Origin of the sequence: Advenella mimigardefordensis DPN7 (genome assembly GCF_000521505.1) — a bacterium.
Lineage (GTDB): Bacteria > Pseudomonadota > Gammaproteobacteria > Burkholderiales > Burkholderiaceae_B > Advenella > Advenella mimigardefordensis.
Genome location: NZ_CP003915.1, coordinates 3784914 through 3801031, shown reverse-complemented (window position 1 = coordinate 3801031; position 16118 = coordinate 3784914). Strand labels below are relative to the sequence as shown.

Genomic DNA, 16118 nt, shown 5'->3' with positions numbered 1-16118 from the left:
ATGTTTGCGAAAAATCGATTGAAAAGTATGTTGCTGATGAGTGGCCTGGTTATGGCTGCGGCATTGACTGGATGTGACACATTGGATCAGATGGAAGCGGATAACTTTCGTAAAGAATGCATCAACTTAGGCATTCAGCCAGGGAGTCCGAATTTTGAACGGTGTATGTTGCAGCAACAAGCGTTAGAGGAAAACTCACTTCAACATTCAATGGATCGAGTAGAAATGGAAGAGACTGCAAAAATGTTAAGAAAAAGGTAGTTTTAATTTTTTAAGTAACTGGCAGAGCTTTTTTTGGATAGATCTGCGTGGAAGGATTAAGTCACCCGCTTGATCCTTCCATAGGAGGCGCAGGCAAGAATACAGAAGATTGCTGACAGCATTTAGCTTCGGGCTGGTTTTGTTAATATTCTGACAGTGATGGCTTAAAATAAGCCGTTTCGATAATTTCAATCAGGCGATGGGCCGCGTTCCAGGAAGGTGGAAAGTGCTTGACTCGATCATGCACCGCTGGCGCAGATAAATTCACAATTTGCTGAGTTCGGCATAACTTCGTGAAGCATCTTCGACCAATTATCCGTTCAGCTGGTGCTCGCCTAGTCTTCTGCGTCGCGCTTTGTTCTATATGTTTAGATGTGGTAGGCCACAGCCGGTCTTGCGAATGACGGCTTTCCAGGTTCCAGAAGGGGTTTTGACGATGGTTGCCATGTGAGGAAAAGCTCCAAAAGTGCACGCGGCGCTTCACCAGTGTACCGAAACTGTACCTAACTCGCAATCTTGGGAAATCCCCCCAGTGTTGGGGTAGAAGCTATAAATCGCGCTAGAGCCTTATAAACACTAGGAATTTTAAGCTGGTGCCCGGGGCCGGAATCGAACCGGCACGCCTTGCGGCGGGGGATTTTGAGTCCCCTGCGTCTACCAATTTCACCACCCGGGCGGGGTATGGAGGGTATGTTGCAGAGATAAGAGCGGAATTATACCCATATTCTTTTTGTTGCGCCATTATTGCAGGCCTCTCCATAAAAAATCCCTGTTTCCTAGCTAATTTCCCACTTTTCCCCTTGAAAACCCTCCCACCATCCCCACTACTATCGGATACGAGGGCAAAACCACCTTAAAACAGGCCGTTTTGCCCCATTTTTCACCATTTTCTATCCAATCTAACGAAAACTTACCATGAGTCAATCCGATACTACCGTGAAAAAAGCAGAGGAAACGCTGGGTTTCCAGACAGAAGTAAAGCAGCTTCTGCATTTGATGATTCATTCCCTGTACAGCAATAAGGAAATTTTCCTGCGCGAGCTGGTCTCCAATGCGTCAGACGCCTGCGATAAGCTGCGTTTCGAGGCGATTGATAAGCCCGAGTTGCTCGAAGGCGGCGCCGATCTGGAGATCCGCGTGAGCTACGACAAGGAAGCGCGTACCATCACCATTGCTGACAACGGTATCGGTTTGACCAAGGCCGAGGCAGTGGCCAACCTGGGTACGATTGCCCGTTCCGGCACCAAGGAATTTTTCTCTCAGCTGTCCGGCGACAAGCAGAAAGACGCTCAGCTCATCGGCCAGTTCGGCGTGGGTTTTTATTCTTCGTTTATTGTTGCCGACAAGGTTACGGTCGTTAGCCGTCGTGCCGGCGAGCCGGTAGACCAGGCGGTGTTCTGGGAGTCTGAAGGGCAGGGCGAGTTTACTGTTGCCGATACAGAAAAAGCAGAGCGCGGTACCAGCGTGACGCTGCATCTGCGCGCCGAAGAGGATGATTTCTTAAGCGGCTGGAAGCTGCGCGAAGTGCTGCGCCGCTATTCCGATCATATCTCCCTGCCGGTGCTCATGCAAAAGGAAGAGTACGATTCAGAGAAGGGCGAGCAGGTTAAGAAAGACGAGTGGGAAACCATCAACCAGGCCAGCGCGTTGTGGACTCGCGCCAAAAACGAGATTACAGACGAGCAATATACCGAGTTCTATAAGCACGTTAGCCACGATTTTGAAGAGCCGCTGGCCTGGACACATAACCGTGTAGAGGGCCGCAGCGAATATACACAGTTGCTATATTTGCCTAAACACGCGCCATTTGATCTTTACGATCGTGATGCGCGCCGTGGTGTGAAGCTGTATGTCAAACGTGTTTTCATTATGGATGACGCCGAGCAGTTGCTGCCATCCTACCTGCGTTTTGTGCGTGGGGTGATTGATTCTGCCGACCTGCCGCTGAACGTCTCTCGTGAAATCCTTCAAGAAAGTCGCGATGTGAAGTCTATCCGTGAAGGCTCAACCAAGCGTATCCTGAGCCTGCTGGAAGATCTGGCAGAAAACCGTCCTGAAGATTATGCCGGTTTCTGGACAGAATTTGGTCAGGTGATCAAAGAAGGTACGGGCGAGGACATGGCTAACCAGGAGCGTATTGCCAAGCTGCTGCGTTTTGCCTCTACGCATAACGACGATGCCATCCAGAACGTTACGCTGGCCGACTATATCTCTCGCATGAAAGAAGGCCAGGACGCGATTTACTATGTGACGGCAGATACCTTTGCTGCAGCCAAAAACAGTCCGCATCTGGAAATCTTCCGCAAGAAAGGTCTGGAAGTGCTGTTGTTGTCTGACCGCGTGGACGAGTGGATGCTTTCACACTTCCGTCAGTTCGACGGCAAGTCTTTTGTATCAGTCGCCAAAGGCGGCCTGGATCTGGACAAGCTCACGGATGAAGCAGAGAAAAAGCATCAGGAAGAAGTGGCCGAGTCACTCAAGCCTTTGCTGGAGCGCCTGAAAACGTCTCTGGGCGAGTCTGTGAAGGAAGTGAAAGTCACCAACCGTCTGGTAGATTCTCCCGCCTGCGTGGTGGTTGGCCAGAACGACGTGAGCCCGCACCTGCTGCGCTTGTTGAAGGCTGCGGGTCAGGAAACACCGGATATCAAGCCTGTGCTGGAGATTAATCCAGAGCATGCCCTGATTGAAAAAATCAAGGGAACAGAAGGCGACGCGTTTGACGACTGGGCCCACGTGCTGCTGGATCAGGCCATGCTGGCCGAAGGCGCGCAAATTGCCGATCCGGCTGCGTATGTGAAACGGTTGAATGGGTTGTTGTTGAAGAGCTAAGTCTTAGCGGTTTAAGTCGCGGTAAAAAAAGCAGCCTCAGGTTAAATGCCTGGGCTGCTTTTTTCTTGGCGGTGGCGGTATGCGGAAAGTGGCCTTCTGACTGCAAATATCAATATCTGAAGTGAACGCTGTTGCCGCGCGATTATAAGAATCCGTAGCAGCATTTTCGCAAGCCTTGATACGACAGCAGTCAGGCGATCTTTTCAGCCAATGGATGTTGCGACAATGTAGCGCTAACGCGCTGTACCAATTCATCTCGTAGCTGTGCCACGTGTGGTTTTTGGTTTTCTATGTGAGGTAGTGAAGCCACGACGATATGGATCGGAATGAGTGGTTCGATGATTATCCGACTCTTCAGAATCTTGGAATATCCGAAGCCCGATATGGTTCCACGCGGTAAAACGGCGAACCCCAGCCCTTTGGCCGCGTATCGCAATTGTGCGTCAAGACCGTCCACTTCATAAGCGGTCTTCAACTTTACACCGTTTTCATCAGCCGTTTTCTCCAGACGTTTTCTGATCGAATGCTGTCGACTGCCAACGATAAGAGGTAACGCTTCAAGCTCGCGTAGTTTTACCCCATCGCGGGACAGCAATCCGAAGTAGCTACCTACAAGTTCCAATGGCTCTACCCCGACGGGGATTTGTTTCACACTTGCATTGTGTGAAATGGACGAACAGATTGCCAGGTCAATATCGCCTTGCGCCAGCCATGTCTTGAGGTGTCCGCTAAACCCTTCAACGATGCGGATTGGCGAGGAAAATAGCGCAAGATTGCCAGGGCTAAGTGTTTCCGTGACTCTATATGCCATGGTGGGTACGATACCAATGACCACTTCAGCACGGGACCGTTTTTCAAGAGACGCGCTTTCCGTCAGGACTTCATCTAAAGCTTTCAGTAATGGTTCAACCTGTTGAAACAATGCGTTTCCTGCCGCTGTGGGCACTATTCCACGCCCATTACGGTGAAGTAGCCGTACCCCAAGAGCAGTTTCGAGTTTCTGTATCCTCAGTGAGAATGCGGGCTGGGATAGATCGCTCTCCAGCGCCGCACGGGACATGTTTCCCAGTTTCGCAGCACGGACAAAACATCTGATATGGCGTAGTTCTACGGAATCAAGAGAAAACATCTCTCCTCCATTTTTTTGGGATATTAATAATTCAAATATCTGCCATTGTCACAATCTGTATCTGGAAACGCCATTGGAACTTACCATTACATCATTCATAAGCAACCCAATAGAAAATTGAGGAGATGTAAATCATGCGTATACGTACTCTTACAGGTAGAGTTCCGGCAGCTCAGGTTAAGGAAAATCCCGAGCCTATTGCGCCAGGTCTTATTGAAAGATTAAAAAAGCTGGAAGATCTGTCGGGGCTGGTTTCTGATGTTCTGGACGAATTCGGGCTTGAGGGAACGGTTGGATCGACAACACTAAGACCAACTCTTGATAGAACGGTCGTTGCAACGGTCGTCACTCAGCGAAATGTGAGGCAGGACGTGACTGCTTTCACTAATGTGAGCAACCGCAGCTGGAAGATGTCAGAAATCGAAGGAATTAATCAATGCGACCCTGGGCAGGCCCTGGTAATCGAAGGTGTGCCGGATGTGTCAAATATGGGTGGATTAATGGCCGCCATAGCCAAATATCAAGGTCTGGCTGCTGCCATCGTTGATGGAGGTGTTCGTGATATTGGTAGTTCGCGCAGCATTGATTTTCCTGTCTGGTCTCGTCACGTTACGCCGCTGACCGGGAAATGGAGGTGCACGACGGTCGAAATAAATGGCACTGTTAATATTGCCGGCTGCCAGGTTAACGCAGGGGATCTCTTGGTTGCTGATGAAACAGGGGTTTGCTTTGTTCCTCGGGATTGGGTTGAGCGCGTTGTAGACCGTTGTGAACAAATAGCACTGTATGAAGAGCGGATTAGCGTTTTGACGAAGAGAGAGGGAAGCACTATGCAGGATTTCCTTGATTCTCTCTACGGCAAAATTTGAGTCAGGAGAATAATATGAAAGGCAATCATCTCGGCAGGACGGATGTTGGAGAGGTATTGAGGATTCTGGCGCTGCTTATGCCAATTGCTATCATTTCGCCTGCGGTAGCGACCACCATGGATGTGTATCCCAGCCGTCAGATCACGATAATCGTACCGAATCCACCAGGAAGCGCCACTGATACTTTAGCCCGCATCGCAGCCGAAGGAATGGCCAAGGAGTGGGGCAAGCCTGTGATTGTGGATAATAAGCCCGGGGCTCAGGGGGTAATAGGTGTGCAAGCAATGAAGAAGGCTGCGCCGGATGGCTATACCCTGATTGTAAGCTTCAGTGGCATCAACTCTTCAAATCCATGGTTGATAAAAGACCTGCCATATCATTATCTCAATGACTTTACGCATATTGCACCTATGGTGCGCGCAGCGTCATTGCTTCTGGTTAACAAGGACTCTCCTTATCTAACAACTGCAGATCTTATTGAGGCGGCGAAAACAGACGCTAATCGTGTAACTTATGGTTATGGTCAGGCTACGAGTCAGGTCATGGGCGGTGCGTTTATCCAGAACGCCAAGTTGCCCAAACTGACTGATATTCCTTACAAAGGTCAGCCTCAGGCACTGACGGACCTGGTGGGCAAGCAATATGATTTTATTTTTGCAGATTTGTCGGTAAGTATGCCTTTTGTTGAGTCGGGCAGGCTTCGTGCTTTGGCTATTTCTACGAAAGAGCGTTCATCGATTGCACCGGACGTTCCTGCATTGGAGGAACAAGGGTTGACAAACTTTGATATGGCGGCCTGGGTCGGCATATCCGGCCCGGCAGGGATACCACGAGACATTGTCGAAAAACTCAATGCACAAATCACCAAGGATTTCAAAAAACCTGAGGTACAGGCAAAAATTCGGCAGTTGGGGTTCACACCGATTGAAGCGAATGTGGACGAATTCAAGCAATTCGTTCAGCGAGAAAATAAGATCTGGGGTGACGCTATTCAGGCGAGTGGTATCGCGCCGCGTTAAGTAGGTAGAGCACCGCACCTTGGCTTTATGAAAGTGCGGTCATTAGAGATAAGCTGAGAAAATGACGAAATGGTTGTGAACGGCCTTGGCAAATCCGTTCACTTTATCGCAACCACAATCTTATTGCATTTTGTGGGGTAGGTTAAACGCCTACCAGTCTCCGACTCGCAATCCCTTCCGGCATCTGCCGCCATTCCCATCCCGTCAGCCGTTTATACCAATGCCAGTCAAAATACGGCCCGGGGTCGGTTTTGCGTTTGGGGGCGATGTGTTCGTGGCCGCGTACGCCTTTAAGCGTGTAGCGGCCGCGTAAGACGGTAGTGAGTGCCGCCAGTTGCAGGTATTGTTCGTCAGTAAAAGGGGTGAAGTCTGTGCCTTCCAGCTCAATCCCGATAGAAAAGTCATTGCACCGCTCGCGCCCGTCAAAACGTGAAACTCCTGCGTGCCAGGCGCGTCTGTCGGTACTCACAAACTGAATAATGCGTCCGCTGCGTTTGATAAAGAAATGTGCCGAGACGCGCAGGTCGGCAATCTGTGCAAAGAAAGGGTGTGCCTGCGGGTTCAGGGTATTGGTAAAGAGCTGCTGTACATGCAGCCCGCCGAATCGATTGGGTGGCAGGCTGATATTGTGAATCACCAGCAGAGAGATGTTTTCCAGGGAAGGGCGGCGGTCCTGGTTGGGGGAGCGGATATGGCGAACCCCGGGGCCAGGACACAGCCAGCCGTGGCGGTCCAGTTGAAGGTTTTCGGTCATAGGCATATTTCGTCTGTCATTAGCTTACTTTCGTGCCGTATCTTCGGGCGGCATATTCTTCTGCAAGATGCCGCCGGCGCGGATTATTTCGCTCCCAGCCGGGCATGTTCCTGGCTGCACCATTGGCGGCCCTGTTGCGTGACGGCTTCAGATGCGGGCAGGTACACGCCACAGTGAGCGCATTGCACCATGTCTTCTTCACGCACGCTGGAGGGCGCCGTGCCTGAGGCGCGGGCGGCCTGTGCTGCGGCGCCATCGCTCAGCTTGCGAATAAAGCTGCGCAGAAAGTGGCGCAAGACCAGATACAGGACACAAAGCAGGACGATCGTAATAATAAAGCGCATCAGGCACCTCCTTTGTGTAGCATGACGTCAAAAATAAAGCGGGTGCCGGTGTAGGCAATCATTAGCAGGGCAAAGCCCACCAGGGTCCAGCGCAGCGCGAAGCGGCCGCGCCAGCCACGCAGGGCGCGGCCCAGTAGCAGCAGGCCGAACACGACCCAGGACATGAGGGTGAACAGGGTTTTGTGATCGAAGGGGAGCAGTACGCCGGTGAGCCTCATGGAAACGACCACGCCGGTCACAATGGACAGGGTCAGCAGAACAAAGCCGATCCAGATCAGGCGAAACAGGATTTTTTCCTGAACCAGCAATGGCGGCTGTTCTTCCAGCGCCCGGGCAAACACGGAGCGTTCAGCGCGTGCCTGTACCGGCTGGTGCAGATAGCGGTCCAGCGAGGTCATGAGGAACGCCTGGATAGCGGCAATGGCGATCAGGCTGTAGGCGCCGATAGAAATGAGCAGGTGCACCTGAAAATAGCCGTCAACCACGGGAATAATCAGGCTGTCGTGGCCCGGAAAAAGAGCCGCCAGCAGGCAAATGACCCCGGCAATGGGCAATAGCAGCAGTTTGATGCCGCCAATGTCGCTGATGAGGTTTTCCAGCCAGAAGACGATCATGCCCAGCCAGATGGTGAGCGACAGGCCCACCGACCAGGACAGGCGCAGCGAATGTTCCTGCAGCATGGCCAGATGGACGGCCACGCCATGCACAATAATGACGGCGGCCAGCAGCCAGTGGGCGATCCCGGGGGCCAGCACCGGCCCTTGCGCGCGGATCAGGGGCCGCCAAATTAGTAAACTGAGCAGCAGATAGGCCACGGTGGCCAGAGAGTGAAATACAATGTCGTAAGACATAAAATAATGACGAGTGTTTCCGGATAAGCAATCAGCGGATCTGCATAGCGCGATCCGGCCTGCAGGCATATAGTATAGCCGTTTTGCCCAATCCCTCATTTACTTCAGTGAAATTGCATGTTTGATAATTTAACCAACCGGTTATCCCGGGCCATGAAAACCCTGCGCGGGGAAGCGCGCCTGACCGAAGCCAACACCCAGGAGATGCTGCGCGAAGTGCGTATGGCGCTGCTGGAGGCCGATGTATCCCTGCCCGTGGTGCGCGAATTCGTTGCCAAGGTGAAGGAAAGCGCGCTGGGTACCGATGTGGCTGGCAGCCTGAACCCGGGGCAGGCGCTGGTTGGGGTGGTGCACAAGGAACTCACCGCCGTGATGGGCGGCGACTTGGGTGCCGATGCCTCTGAACTGGATTTAACCACCACACCGCCGGCCATTATTCTGATGGCGGGCTTGCAGGGGGCGGGTAAAACCACCACCACCGGTAAGCTGGCACGCCTGCTGGTGACGGGCGAGCTGATTCAGAACGGCCGCAAGATCCCGAAAAAGAAAGTGCTGGTGGTGAGTGTGGACGTGTATCGTCCTGCGGCGATTGAGCAGTTGCGCACCGTGGCCGGCCAGGTGGGGGCGGATTTCTTCCCATCGGCAGCAGACCAGAAGCCGCGCGATATCGCGCTGGCAGCGGTGGATCATGCCCGCAAGCATCATTATGAAGTGCTGATTGTGGATACGGCCGGTCGCCTGGGCGTAGACGAGGCCATGATGCAGGAAATCAGCATGCTGCACGGCCTGATCAAGCCCATCGAGACGCTGTTCGTGGTGGATGCCATGCAGGGTCAGGATGCGGTGAACGTGGCCAAGGCCTTTGGCGAGGCGTTGCCACTCACAGGCGTGGTGCTGACCAAGCTGGACGGTGATGCGCGCGGTGGCGCGGCGCTGTCGGTGCGGCATATAACCGGCAAACCGTTGAAATTTATCGGGACATCCGAAAAACTGGACGGCCTGGAAGTATTCCACCCGGAACGGATGGCGCAGCGCGTGCTGGGCATGGGCGATATTGTGTCGCTGGTGGAACAGGCCCAGCGCAATATCGATATTGCCGAAGCGCAAAAGCTGGCGTCCAAGATCAAAACGGGTGATCGCTTTGACCTGAATGACTTCCGTGAGCAGTTGCAGCAAGTGAAGAAAATGGGCGATATGAGTTCGCTGATGGAAAAACTGCCTGCGCAGTTCGCTCAGGCTGCCGGCCAGATTCAGGGCGGTCAGGCCGAGAAGCAGTTGCGTCGTACCGAAGGTATTTTGAATTCCATGACGCCGCTGGAGCGCAGCAAACCTGAATTGCTTAAAGCAACGCGCAAGCGCCGGATTGCCGCCGGTGCCGGGGTGCCGGTGCAGGAAGTGAATAAGCTGCTGAAACAGTTTGAGCAGATGCAGGGCATGATGAAGCAGTTCAAGAAAGGCGGCATGGGCAAGATGATGCGCGCCATGGGCGGCTTAAGAGGCCTGAAAAGCGGTATGGGCGCCTTTGGCAATTTCAAGAAATAAGCCAATACGACCGACATAAGTCGAATAAGCCATGAAATTGTTGCGTTGAATTTTTCAACAATAATTTGATACGCGACTGGGTATAAAGATGCATACGCGCAAATTTTTGCGCCATGCATCTTTTTTTGAGTACCCGTCATGTCTCTGAGTGAAATTACCGATAGTACGATTGTTGCCGGCACAGGTGCCGCGAGCGCCCATGGTCCGCGCGCCACGTCCGCCGCTCCCGATTCCGCCGTCTACGCGCGGCTCAAGCGCCTTGGGCGCGTGCAGCGTCTGCGGCGTGTGCTGCTGGTAGGCGCTGCGCTGATTATTGTTACCCTGTCCCTGTTTACTGAATCGGCCTGGCGCAACGTGACGCTGATGCACGATCTGATCCAGGCAGCCGGTCTGGTGTTGATTCTTTGTGGGGCGCTGGGACGTATCTGGTCTTCGCTTTATCTGAATGGTCGCAAGAATACCGAGCTGATGACCCACGGTCCGTATTCTCTGACGCGTAATCCGCTGTATGTGTTTTCTATCATGGGCGTGACCGGCATGGGGCTGCTTTCCGGCTCCCTGCTGACTGGTCTGGTGAGCGGCGGCCTGATTTATCTGGTGTTTAACTGGGTGATTGCTCAGGAAGAGGGCACGCTGGAGATGATTTTTGGAGATGCCTATCGCAATTACAAACAGCATGTGCCCCGTCTGGGGGTGACCCTGCGTCAGTGGAATAATCCGGAAAATCTGGAAATTTCCATGAAAGCGCTGGGTCGTACGGTGCGCGAGGCCCTGTGTTTCCTGCTGGCCGGACCGTTTTTCATTCTGCTCAATTTCCTGCACAAAGACGGCATTATGCCGGTGTTTGCTCACCTGTTTTAGAGTGGTCGTTTTATGAGGGTTGCGTTAAGGTAGTCGCTTTAAAGGTGGTATCAATAGCGGCGGGCGCCAGGATAAGCTGGTTGCTGCCTTCAGTGAAGTAGATGATGCGTTGTGAATGGGGCGTTATTGCGATAGGCATAACGCCCCATTCATTTGTGCCGTGTAATCAGCCTTCCCTGGCCGGCATTGGTGGCGTCAGGACCGATGCGGTATCGGTATTGCTGGAGAAGGTCAGGAAGGCCAGATGCGCTTCGAAGCGTTCCAGTACGTCGTCAATCACCTGCTGCTTGGTCAATCCCATCAGGTCATAGCCGCCGGAACCGGTCTGGGTGAACACTTCCAATCGGTAGTAAACGTCTACTTCGCGCGTCATCCGGCCACTGAACATGGGGACGGGCGCTTCAACCAGGGCGACGTGATAGTGAAAGGCGCGGTAGCTGTCCATGGACACCCGTAACTGCGGTTCCTGAATACCGCGTTCGCTGGTGATGTCCTCGCACACGGCCTGATAGCCCTGATTGCGGAATTCGGCCGCGACATCTTCCAGGGCCGGGCGTACTGTGCGATCAATAAACTGAATGGCCTGTTTTGATGAGGCAAACGAGTGCAATTGCTCAAGCCGCTGTTTCCAGGAGCGTTCCGGCAGATATCCGCCTATCGGCGCCATGGAAGGCTTGCGCAGTACCTGCCCCTCGCGCTCGGCCCGTTCCATTTGCAGGACTTTGTAGAACGAGGCCATGACCAGGTAGGCGATGATGGTGACCGGCAGCGCAAAAATCAGCGTGGCATATTCCATGGTGGTCACACCACCGGCCAGCAGCATGGCCACGGTCAGCACGGCGGTGAGCACCGCCCAGAAAATGCGCAGCCATTTCGGACCGTCCTGGGACGGATCGGGGATGGAGGCCGAAAAATTCGACATGACCATGGCACCTGAGTTCGCACTGGTCAGATAAAACAGCAGGCCGGACAGCGTGGCCAGGCCGATCAGGAACATGGCGCCGGGAAACATGCCCAGCAGCGCATACCAGCCGCGTTCCGGGCTGTCCACGGCCAACTGGGCGAAGGCGGTGTCACCCTGCAGGACGTGATACATGGCCGAGTTGCCGAATAAAGACACAATGAAAAAGTCGCACAGCACAGGCGCGGTGATCGCGGCAATCACAAATTCGCGCAGGGTGCGACCGCGTGAGATCCGCGCCAGGAACACGCCGACAAACGGCCCCCAGGCCAGCCAGAAAGCCCAGAAGAACAGCGTCCAGCTGCCCATCCATTCGGCGCCGCCGGGCGCGTAAACAAAGGTTTCCAGCGTGCGTGCGGGGAAGGTGACCAGGAACCGGCCGATGTTTTCTGTGAGTGCGTTCAGCAGGAACGCCGTTTGGCCGGTAACCAGAATGTAGACCATCATGGCCACCGCGCTCCATAGGTTGAGCTCTGAAATCCAGCGGATGCCACGGTCAACCCCCGATGTGGTGGCCAGAACGGTCAGGATCACCGCGCCAATGACAAGTGCAATTTGCAGCGAGAGGCCCTGTTCCAGACCGAAAAGAAGGGAAAAACCGACACTAAGCAAGACAACGCCGATGCCCATGGAGGTGGCTACACCAAATACGGTACCCACCAGCGCGATGGTGCTGATGCCATCGCCCAGTGAGCCGCGCACGCGCTTGCCCAGCAATGGGTAGAGGGCTGCGCGGATGGACAGCGGCATGCCCCAGCGGTAGGCGAAGTAGCCCATGGCCATGCCAAGCAGGGCATACATGGACCAGCCTGCTACGCCGTAGTGGAACATGGTCCACACCACCGCGTCCTGCAGGGCTTCGGGTGTACCGCCAGCGCCTGCGGGCGGGTGCAGATACTGCACGATGGGTCCGGTGACCGAGAAAAACAGCATGTCAATGCCCACACCGGCGGCAAATAGCATGGCCACCCAGGTGGACAATTTATATTGTGGGCGTGATTGATCCGGTCCCAGGCGTACGTTACCCTCCTTGGAGAACGCCACCCATACGACAAAGCCGATCACGAGCGTCATGGTGAGCACGTAGTACCAGCCCAGATTGGTCGCGATCCAGTCGACGGCGATTTTCATGGAGGTGCGCGCCTCATTGGGGCCCAGAATGGCCCAGAGCGAGAAGGCGATAATCACCATTGAAGAGACCAGCAGCACACGCCAATTGATGCGGGCGGTGGGGGCCTCAAGTACATCTTGTGGTCCCTTGCTCAGGTCGCTACGGGAAACCGGCGCATCGTCGTCGAACGCGCGTTCATGCCGACGCGGTGTGCCGCCAAATTTGCTGCGTTCGATCGGCGCCGGTGGCGTAGTGCCAGCGCTGGTGCCCGGTGACGCCTGTTCACCTGGCAGATCCGGCTGGGTGCCTTCTTCGTTAGGTGGTTTAATAGACATCGATTACTCCTTCGCAGAGCCCACCGGCCCCACACTGTATTTGCAAAAAACCATAGGACAGGCAGGCGGGCGCGCGTGCCTGCCTGCATCTGTTATTTAAAAGCATGAATGTCATGCGTCGCTCCGATTATTGTTTTTAACCGGGGCGCGGGTATTGACGGCTGGCACTGGATGTCACGCCAGTTTTGCTGGTCTTGACACGCGCCCATCGGCAATGGGCAAGCCATCCGGATTCGGTTCGGAAAGGTATTTTCATTATGTTTATGCTCCCCCTGCATGACAGATGTAATTCCGACTATTCTGCCACGGCTTTCTTGCAACCATTATACCGGGTGGGGCCGGGAATACCCACGGAAAAGTCAATATTGGGTGTGGTTCAGGTAAAGGTGGGGAGGCGTGATGGGAAAAAAGGCGGTAGAGGGTGGGGTGGTAAAGGAAGGGATGGTAAAGGAAGGGGTGGTAAAGGAAGGGGTGGTAAAGGAAGGGATGGCAGAAGAAGGAATAGCAGAGGACGGGGCGCAAAAAAGCCCTGCGAGTCACACGATACTGGCAGCGCATGGCTTTGGCAGCCAGCCGCTTGCGGGCAGTACAGCTTGCAGGGCGTTTTGTGCTAAAGGCGTGTGGGCGGTCAGGGTTGGAGCATCTGCCGCTCACTCGCAGAGGGTGGGCGGGGCGACCGGGCGTGGTTTGCTTCGTTCCGGGAGTGAACACCCAAAAGCAATGCCGGCTCAGCCTTCCCGCTCTTGCAGCCTGATATTACTTGGGAATACGCAGAACCTGGCCTGGATAGATTTTATCCGGATGGCTCAGCATAGGACGGTTGGCTTCAAAGATTTTCTGGTACTGGTTAGCGTCGCCGTACTGGTCTTTGGAGATCTTTGACAGTGTGTCACCGGATTTGACGGTGTAGAAGTTGGATTCTTCTTCGGTTGTAGCTGCAGACAGCTGGTTGTCTACAGAAGCCACGCCCTGTGTATTACCAATTGCAATTGCGATTTTTTCTGCATCGGCAGTACTGGCTGCATTGCCTTTCACTGTGACCTTGTCACCATCAACGGCGATATCCAGACCATCAGCATTCAGGCCGTGTTTGGCCAGTTCCTTTTTAAGATCTTCGGGTGTGGCTGCCTGTGCTTCGCTGCCGCCGAATACTTTCTCGCCGACTTCTTTGATAAAACTGAGAATACCCATTGTTATGACTCCTTGTTATCGTGAATGACAACTTCAACTTCAAAATAGCACGGTGCGTGCGTAGCAATATTATTCATGGAATACATGACAAACGGAAGTCCCTGAAGGTTAACAAATGTTAGAACACGGTGATCGCCGGGTAAAACGCGGCAATGTCGCTCAATGGGTGTCCAAAGAGGGGGCAACGTGCTGTTGCATGCGTAGGGCGTCCGGCTGATGCCGGGCTTGATGGGCAGGTGCAAAAAAGCCGCGCATTGCTATCGCGGCTTGTGAGCGGGCGGGGTACTGCAGGCCATGATTTTAAAGCGAAATCAAGGTCTTGCTGAAAACCAGGCTACTGTTTGGCGTAACGATCGGTCGCTTCCAGCAGCAGCTTGAGAATACCTGGTTCGTTAAAGGCGTGGCCGGCATCGGGCACGATATGGAACTCGGCCTGTGGCCATGCCTTGTGCAAATCCCAGGCTGTTTTGGCCGGCGTGCAGCAGTCGTAGCGACCCTGGATAATTACACCCGGGATATCCTTGAGCAGATGGGCGTTGTCCAGCAACTGGTTTTCCTTCATAAAGCCGGCATGCGTGAAGTAATGGTTTTCAATGCGTGCGAACGCCAGCGCGAAGTGATCGGCAATGTAGTTCTGGCTGTTGGATTGGTCGGGATATAGCGTGATGGTGCGACCTTCCCATTGGCTCCAGGCGCGTGCGGCCTGTATTTGTGCGTCTCGATCAGTACCTGTTAGACGCTTGTGATAGGCAGCAATCAGGTCGCCGCGTTCCGCTGGCGGAATGGGGGCCAGATAGTCTTCCCAATAGTCCGGGAACAGGGAAGAGGCGCCTTCCTGATAGAACCAGCGCAGTTCTTCCTTGCGCAGGGTAAAGATACCGCGCACGATCAGTTCGCTCACCTGTTTGGGATGCGCCTGGGCGTATGCCAGTGCCAGGGTGGAACCCCAGGAGCCGCCAAAAACCAGCATCTGTTCGGCCTTGAGCACCTCGGTGCGCAGCCGTTCAATGTCGCTGATCAGGTGTGCAGTGGTATTGTTTTCCAGGCTGGCATGCGGAGCAGAGCGACCGCAACCGCGCTGATCGAACAGCAAAATGTTGTAGTGCTGCGGGTTGAACAATTGGCGATGGTGGGTGCCACAACCGGCGCCTGGGCCGCCATGCAGAAAAACAGCCGGCTTGCCCTGGGGGTTGCCGCAAAGTTCCCAGTACACCTGATGGCCGTCACCGGTATCAAGTTTGCCGGTCTGATAGGGTTCAATTGGCGGATACATGCAATGGTCCTTGAAAAAAATCTAGATACGATTGAAAACCAGATCACGAATGCCATGGCCCAATCGCAGGCCGCGGGTTTCAAATTTGGTCTGGGGCCGGTAATCGGGTTTGGGCGCGTAGTCCGCGCAGGTATTGCGCAGCAACACTTCGCCGCTGAGCACTTCCAGCATTTGCACGGCGTAGTCTTCCCAGTCTGTGGCGCAGTGGATATAGCCGCCCGGTTTGATGCGACTGGCCAGCAGGGCAATGAAATCGGGTCGCACCAGACGACGTTTGTGATGGCGTTTTTTGGGCCAGGGGTCGGGGAAGTATATATGCACGCCTGCCAGGCTGTCTGGCGCAATCATGTTCTGTACCACCTCAACCGCGTCGTGCTGGATGATGCGGATATTGCTGGTGCCGGACTCTTCAATCCGTTTGAGCAATGCGCCGACGCCGGCATTGAATACTTCAACACCCAGGAAGTTTTCATCGGCGCGCAACTGGGCGATTTTTTGTGTGGTTTCGCCCATGCCGAAACCAATCTCCAGGATGGTGGGGGCGGCCCGGCCGAAAGTCTGTTCGTAGTCGAGCAGGCTGGCCTGGTAGGGCAGTGCCCATTTGTCCATATGCAGCTCAACCGCCTGTTTCTGGCCCGGCGTCATATGCGAGCGGCGGTGCACGAAGCTGCGAATGTGGCGTGCTTTTAAGGTGTCGGGATTGTCGTTGCTGGCACTGGCCTGCGTTGCGGCGTTGTTATCAGCGTTTTTATCAGGGTCTGCAATGGTCATGGTCTAAAGGGCAAATG

The 16118-nt window shown here is 54.2% G+C and carries 14 protein-coding genes, 1 tRNA gene and 1 pseudogene; 6 read left to right on the top strand and 10 right to left on the bottom strand.

All coding sequences use genetic code 11. The features are described from left to right. Positions 1 to 261, top strand: a complete 261-nt coding sequence (locus MIM_RS17500) for a hypothetical protein (protein ID WP_025374056.1) — start codon at positions 1 to 3, stop codon at positions 259 to 261. 338 nt (positions 262 to 599) lie between these two features. Here the strand turns inward: MIM_RS17500 and MIM_RS23610 are convergent. Together MIM_RS23610 and MIM_RS17495 are read right to left on the bottom strand one after the other, a co-directional pair. Continuing rightward, positions 600 to 708, bottom strand: a pseudogene (locus MIM_RS23610) (site-specific integrase); the annotation flags it as partial. Between the two features lie 144 nt (positions 709 to 852). Continuing rightward, positions 853 to 937 (bottom strand) — tRNA-Leu (locus MIM_RS17495). A 239-nt stretch (positions 938 to 1176) separates the two neighbouring features. On the opposite strand from MIM_RS17495, the gene htpG reads away from it, so the two are divergent. Then, complete coding sequence (gene htpG / locus MIM_RS17490; protein ID WP_025374055.1) at positions 1177 to 3090, top strand: molecular chaperone HtpG; 1914 nt, start codon at positions 1177 to 1179, stop codon at positions 3088 to 3090. Positions 3091 to 3280: 190 nt separating this feature from the next. Here htpG and MIM_RS17485 read toward each other — a convergent pair whose 3' ends face one another. Then, on the bottom strand, positions 3281 to 4219 hold the full coding sequence (locus tag MIM_RS17485; RefSeq protein WP_025374054.1) for a LysR family transcriptional regulator: 939 nt from the start codon (positions 4217 to 4219) through the stop codon (positions 3281 to 3283). Positions 4220 to 4353: 134 nt separating this feature from the next. Here MIM_RS17485 and MIM_RS17480 point away from each other — a divergent pair, with 134 nt between their 5' ends. Then, positions 4354 to 5088: an RraA family protein gene (locus MIM_RS17480; RefSeq protein WP_025374053.1), complete on the top strand. Its 735-nt coding sequence runs from the start codon at positions 4354 to 4356 to the stop codon at positions 5086 to 5088. Positions 5089 to 5102: 14 nt separating this feature from the next. Next, positions 5103 to 6107: a Bug family tripartite tricarboxylate transporter substrate binding protein gene (locus MIM_RS17475; protein ID WP_052342335.1), complete on the top strand. Its 1005-nt coding sequence runs from the start codon at positions 5103 to 5105 to the stop codon at positions 6105 to 6107. Between the two features lie 142 nt (positions 6108 to 6249). Here the strand turns inward: MIM_RS17475 and ampD are convergent, their stop codons facing one another. From ampD to MIM_RS17460, 3 genes are all read right to left on the bottom strand, one after another. Then, on the bottom strand, positions 6250 to 6861 hold the full coding sequence (gene ampD, locus MIM_RS17470) for a 1,6-anhydro-N-acetylmuramyl-L-alanine amidase AmpD (RefSeq protein ID WP_407638123.1): 612 nt from the start codon (positions 6859 to 6861) through the stop codon (positions 6250 to 6252). Between the two features lie 83 nt (positions 6862 to 6944). Beyond that, complete coding sequence (locus MIM_RS17465) at positions 6945 to 7205, bottom strand: PP0621 family protein (RefSeq protein WP_025374050.1); 261 nt, start codon at positions 7203 to 7205, stop codon at positions 6945 to 6947. Further along, positions 7205 to 8056 carry a cytochrome C assembly family protein gene (locus MIM_RS17460; RefSeq protein WP_025374049.1) on the bottom strand — a complete coding sequence of 284 codons (852 nt, stop codon included), beginning with the start codon at positions 8054 to 8056 and terminating at the stop codon, positions 7205 to 7207. The genes MIM_RS17465 and MIM_RS17460 overlap by 1 nt, the downstream gene beginning before the upstream one ends. A 117-nt stretch (positions 8057 to 8173) precedes the next feature. Here MIM_RS17460 and ffh point away from each other — a divergent pair, with 117 nt between their 5' ends. Together ffh and MIM_RS17450 are read left to right on the top strand one after the other, a co-directional pair. Next, positions 8174 to 9598 carry a signal recognition particle protein gene (gene ffh / locus MIM_RS17455; protein ID WP_025374048.1) on the top strand — a complete coding sequence of 475 codons (1425 nt, stop codon included), beginning with the start codon at positions 8174 to 8176 and terminating at the stop codon, positions 9596 to 9598. Positions 9599 to 9736: 138 nt separating this feature from the next. Beyond that, positions 9737 to 10459 carry a methyltransferase family protein gene (locus MIM_RS17450; protein WP_025374047.1) on the top strand — a complete coding sequence of 241 codons (723 nt, stop codon included), beginning with the start codon at positions 9737 to 9739 and terminating at the stop codon, positions 10457 to 10459. Positions 10460 to 10625: 166 nt separating this feature from the next. On the opposite strand, the gene betT is transcribed toward MIM_RS17450, so the two are convergent. The 4 genes from betT to trmB all read right to left on the bottom strand — a co-directional run bounded on the left by betT (position 10626) and on the right by trmB (position 16101). Further along, positions 10626 to 12866, bottom strand: a complete 2241-nt coding sequence (gene betT / locus MIM_RS17445; protein ID WP_025374046.1) for a choline BCCT transporter BetT — start codon at positions 12864 to 12866, stop codon at positions 10626 to 10628. Between the two features lie 756 nt (positions 12867 to 13622). Further along, positions 13623 to 14057, bottom strand: coding sequence for a peptidoglycan-binding protein LysM (gene lysM, locus MIM_RS17440; RefSeq protein ID WP_025374045.1), 435 nt, complete (start codon positions 14055 to 14057; stop codon positions 13623 to 13625). A 334-nt stretch (positions 14058 to 14391) separates the two neighbouring features. Beyond that, positions 14392 to 15330, bottom strand: a complete 939-nt coding sequence (gene pip, locus MIM_RS17435) for a prolyl aminopeptidase (protein WP_025374044.1) — start codon at positions 15328 to 15330, stop codon at positions 14392 to 14394. A gap of 21 nt (positions 15331 to 15351) precedes the next feature. After that, on the bottom strand, positions 15352 to 16101 hold the full coding sequence (gene trmB / locus MIM_RS17430) for a tRNA (guanosine(46)-N7)-methyltransferase TrmB (RefSeq protein ID WP_042070500.1): 750 nt from the start codon (positions 16099 to 16101) through the stop codon (positions 15352 to 15354). Between the last annotated feature and the right edge of the window lie 17 nt (positions 16102 to 16118).

What these genes read in the sequence shown, in the direction of transcription:
- lysM (WP_025374045.1), bottom strand. Translation starts at nt 14,057, where the DNA reads ATGGGTATTCTCAGTTTTATCAAAGAAGTCGGCGAGAAAGTATTCGGC.
- htpG (WP_025374055.1), top strand. Translation starts at nt 1,177, where the DNA reads ATGAGTCAATCCGATACTACCGTGAAAAAAGCAGAGGAAACGCTGGGT.
- MIM_RS17450 (WP_025374047.1), top strand. Translation starts at nt 9,737, where the DNA reads ATGTCTCTGAGTGAAATTACCGATAGTACGATTGTTGCCGGCACAGGT.
- trmB (WP_042070500.1), bottom strand. Translation starts at nt 16,101, where the DNA reads ATGACCATTGCAGACCCTGATAAAAACGCTGATAACAACGCCGCAACG.
- MIM_RS17500 (WP_025374056.1), top strand. Translation starts at nt 1, where the DNA reads ATGTTTGCGAAAAATCGATTGAAAAGTATGTTGCTGATGAGTGGCCTG.
- MIM_RS17460 (WP_025374049.1), bottom strand. Translation starts at nt 8,056, where the DNA reads ATGTCTTACGACATTGTATTTCACTCTCTGGCCACCGTGGCCTATCTG.
- MIM_RS17480 (WP_025374053.1), top strand. Translation starts at nt 4,354, where the DNA reads ATGCGTATACGTACTCTTACAGGTAGAGTTCCGGCAGCTCAGGTTAAG.
- MIM_RS17475 (WP_052342335.1), top strand. Translation starts at nt 5,103, where the DNA reads ATGAAAGGCAATCATCTCGGCAGGACGGATGTTGGAGAGGTATTGAGG.
- ffh (WP_025374048.1), top strand. Translation starts at nt 8,174, where the DNA reads ATGTTTGATAATTTAACCAACCGGTTATCCCGGGCCATGAAAACCCTG.
- MIM_RS17465 (WP_025374050.1), bottom strand. Translation starts at nt 7,205, where the DNA reads ATGCGCTTTATTATTACGATCGTCCTGCTTTGTGTCCTGTATCTGGTC.
- betT (WP_025374046.1), bottom strand. Translation starts at nt 12,866, where the DNA reads ATGTCTATTAAACCACCTAACGAAGAAGGCACCCAGCCGGATCTGCCA.
- ampD (WP_407638123.1), bottom strand. Translation starts at nt 6,861, where the DNA reads ATGACCGAAAACCTTCAACTGGACCGCCACGGCTGGCTGTGTCCTGGC.
- pip (WP_025374044.1), bottom strand. Translation starts at nt 15,330, where the DNA reads ATGTATCCGCCAATTGAACCCTATCAGACCGGCAAACTTGATACCGGT.
- MIM_RS17485 (WP_025374054.1), bottom strand. Translation starts at nt 4,219, where the DNA reads ATGTTTTCTCTTGATTCCGTAGAACTACGCCATATCAGATGTTTTGTC.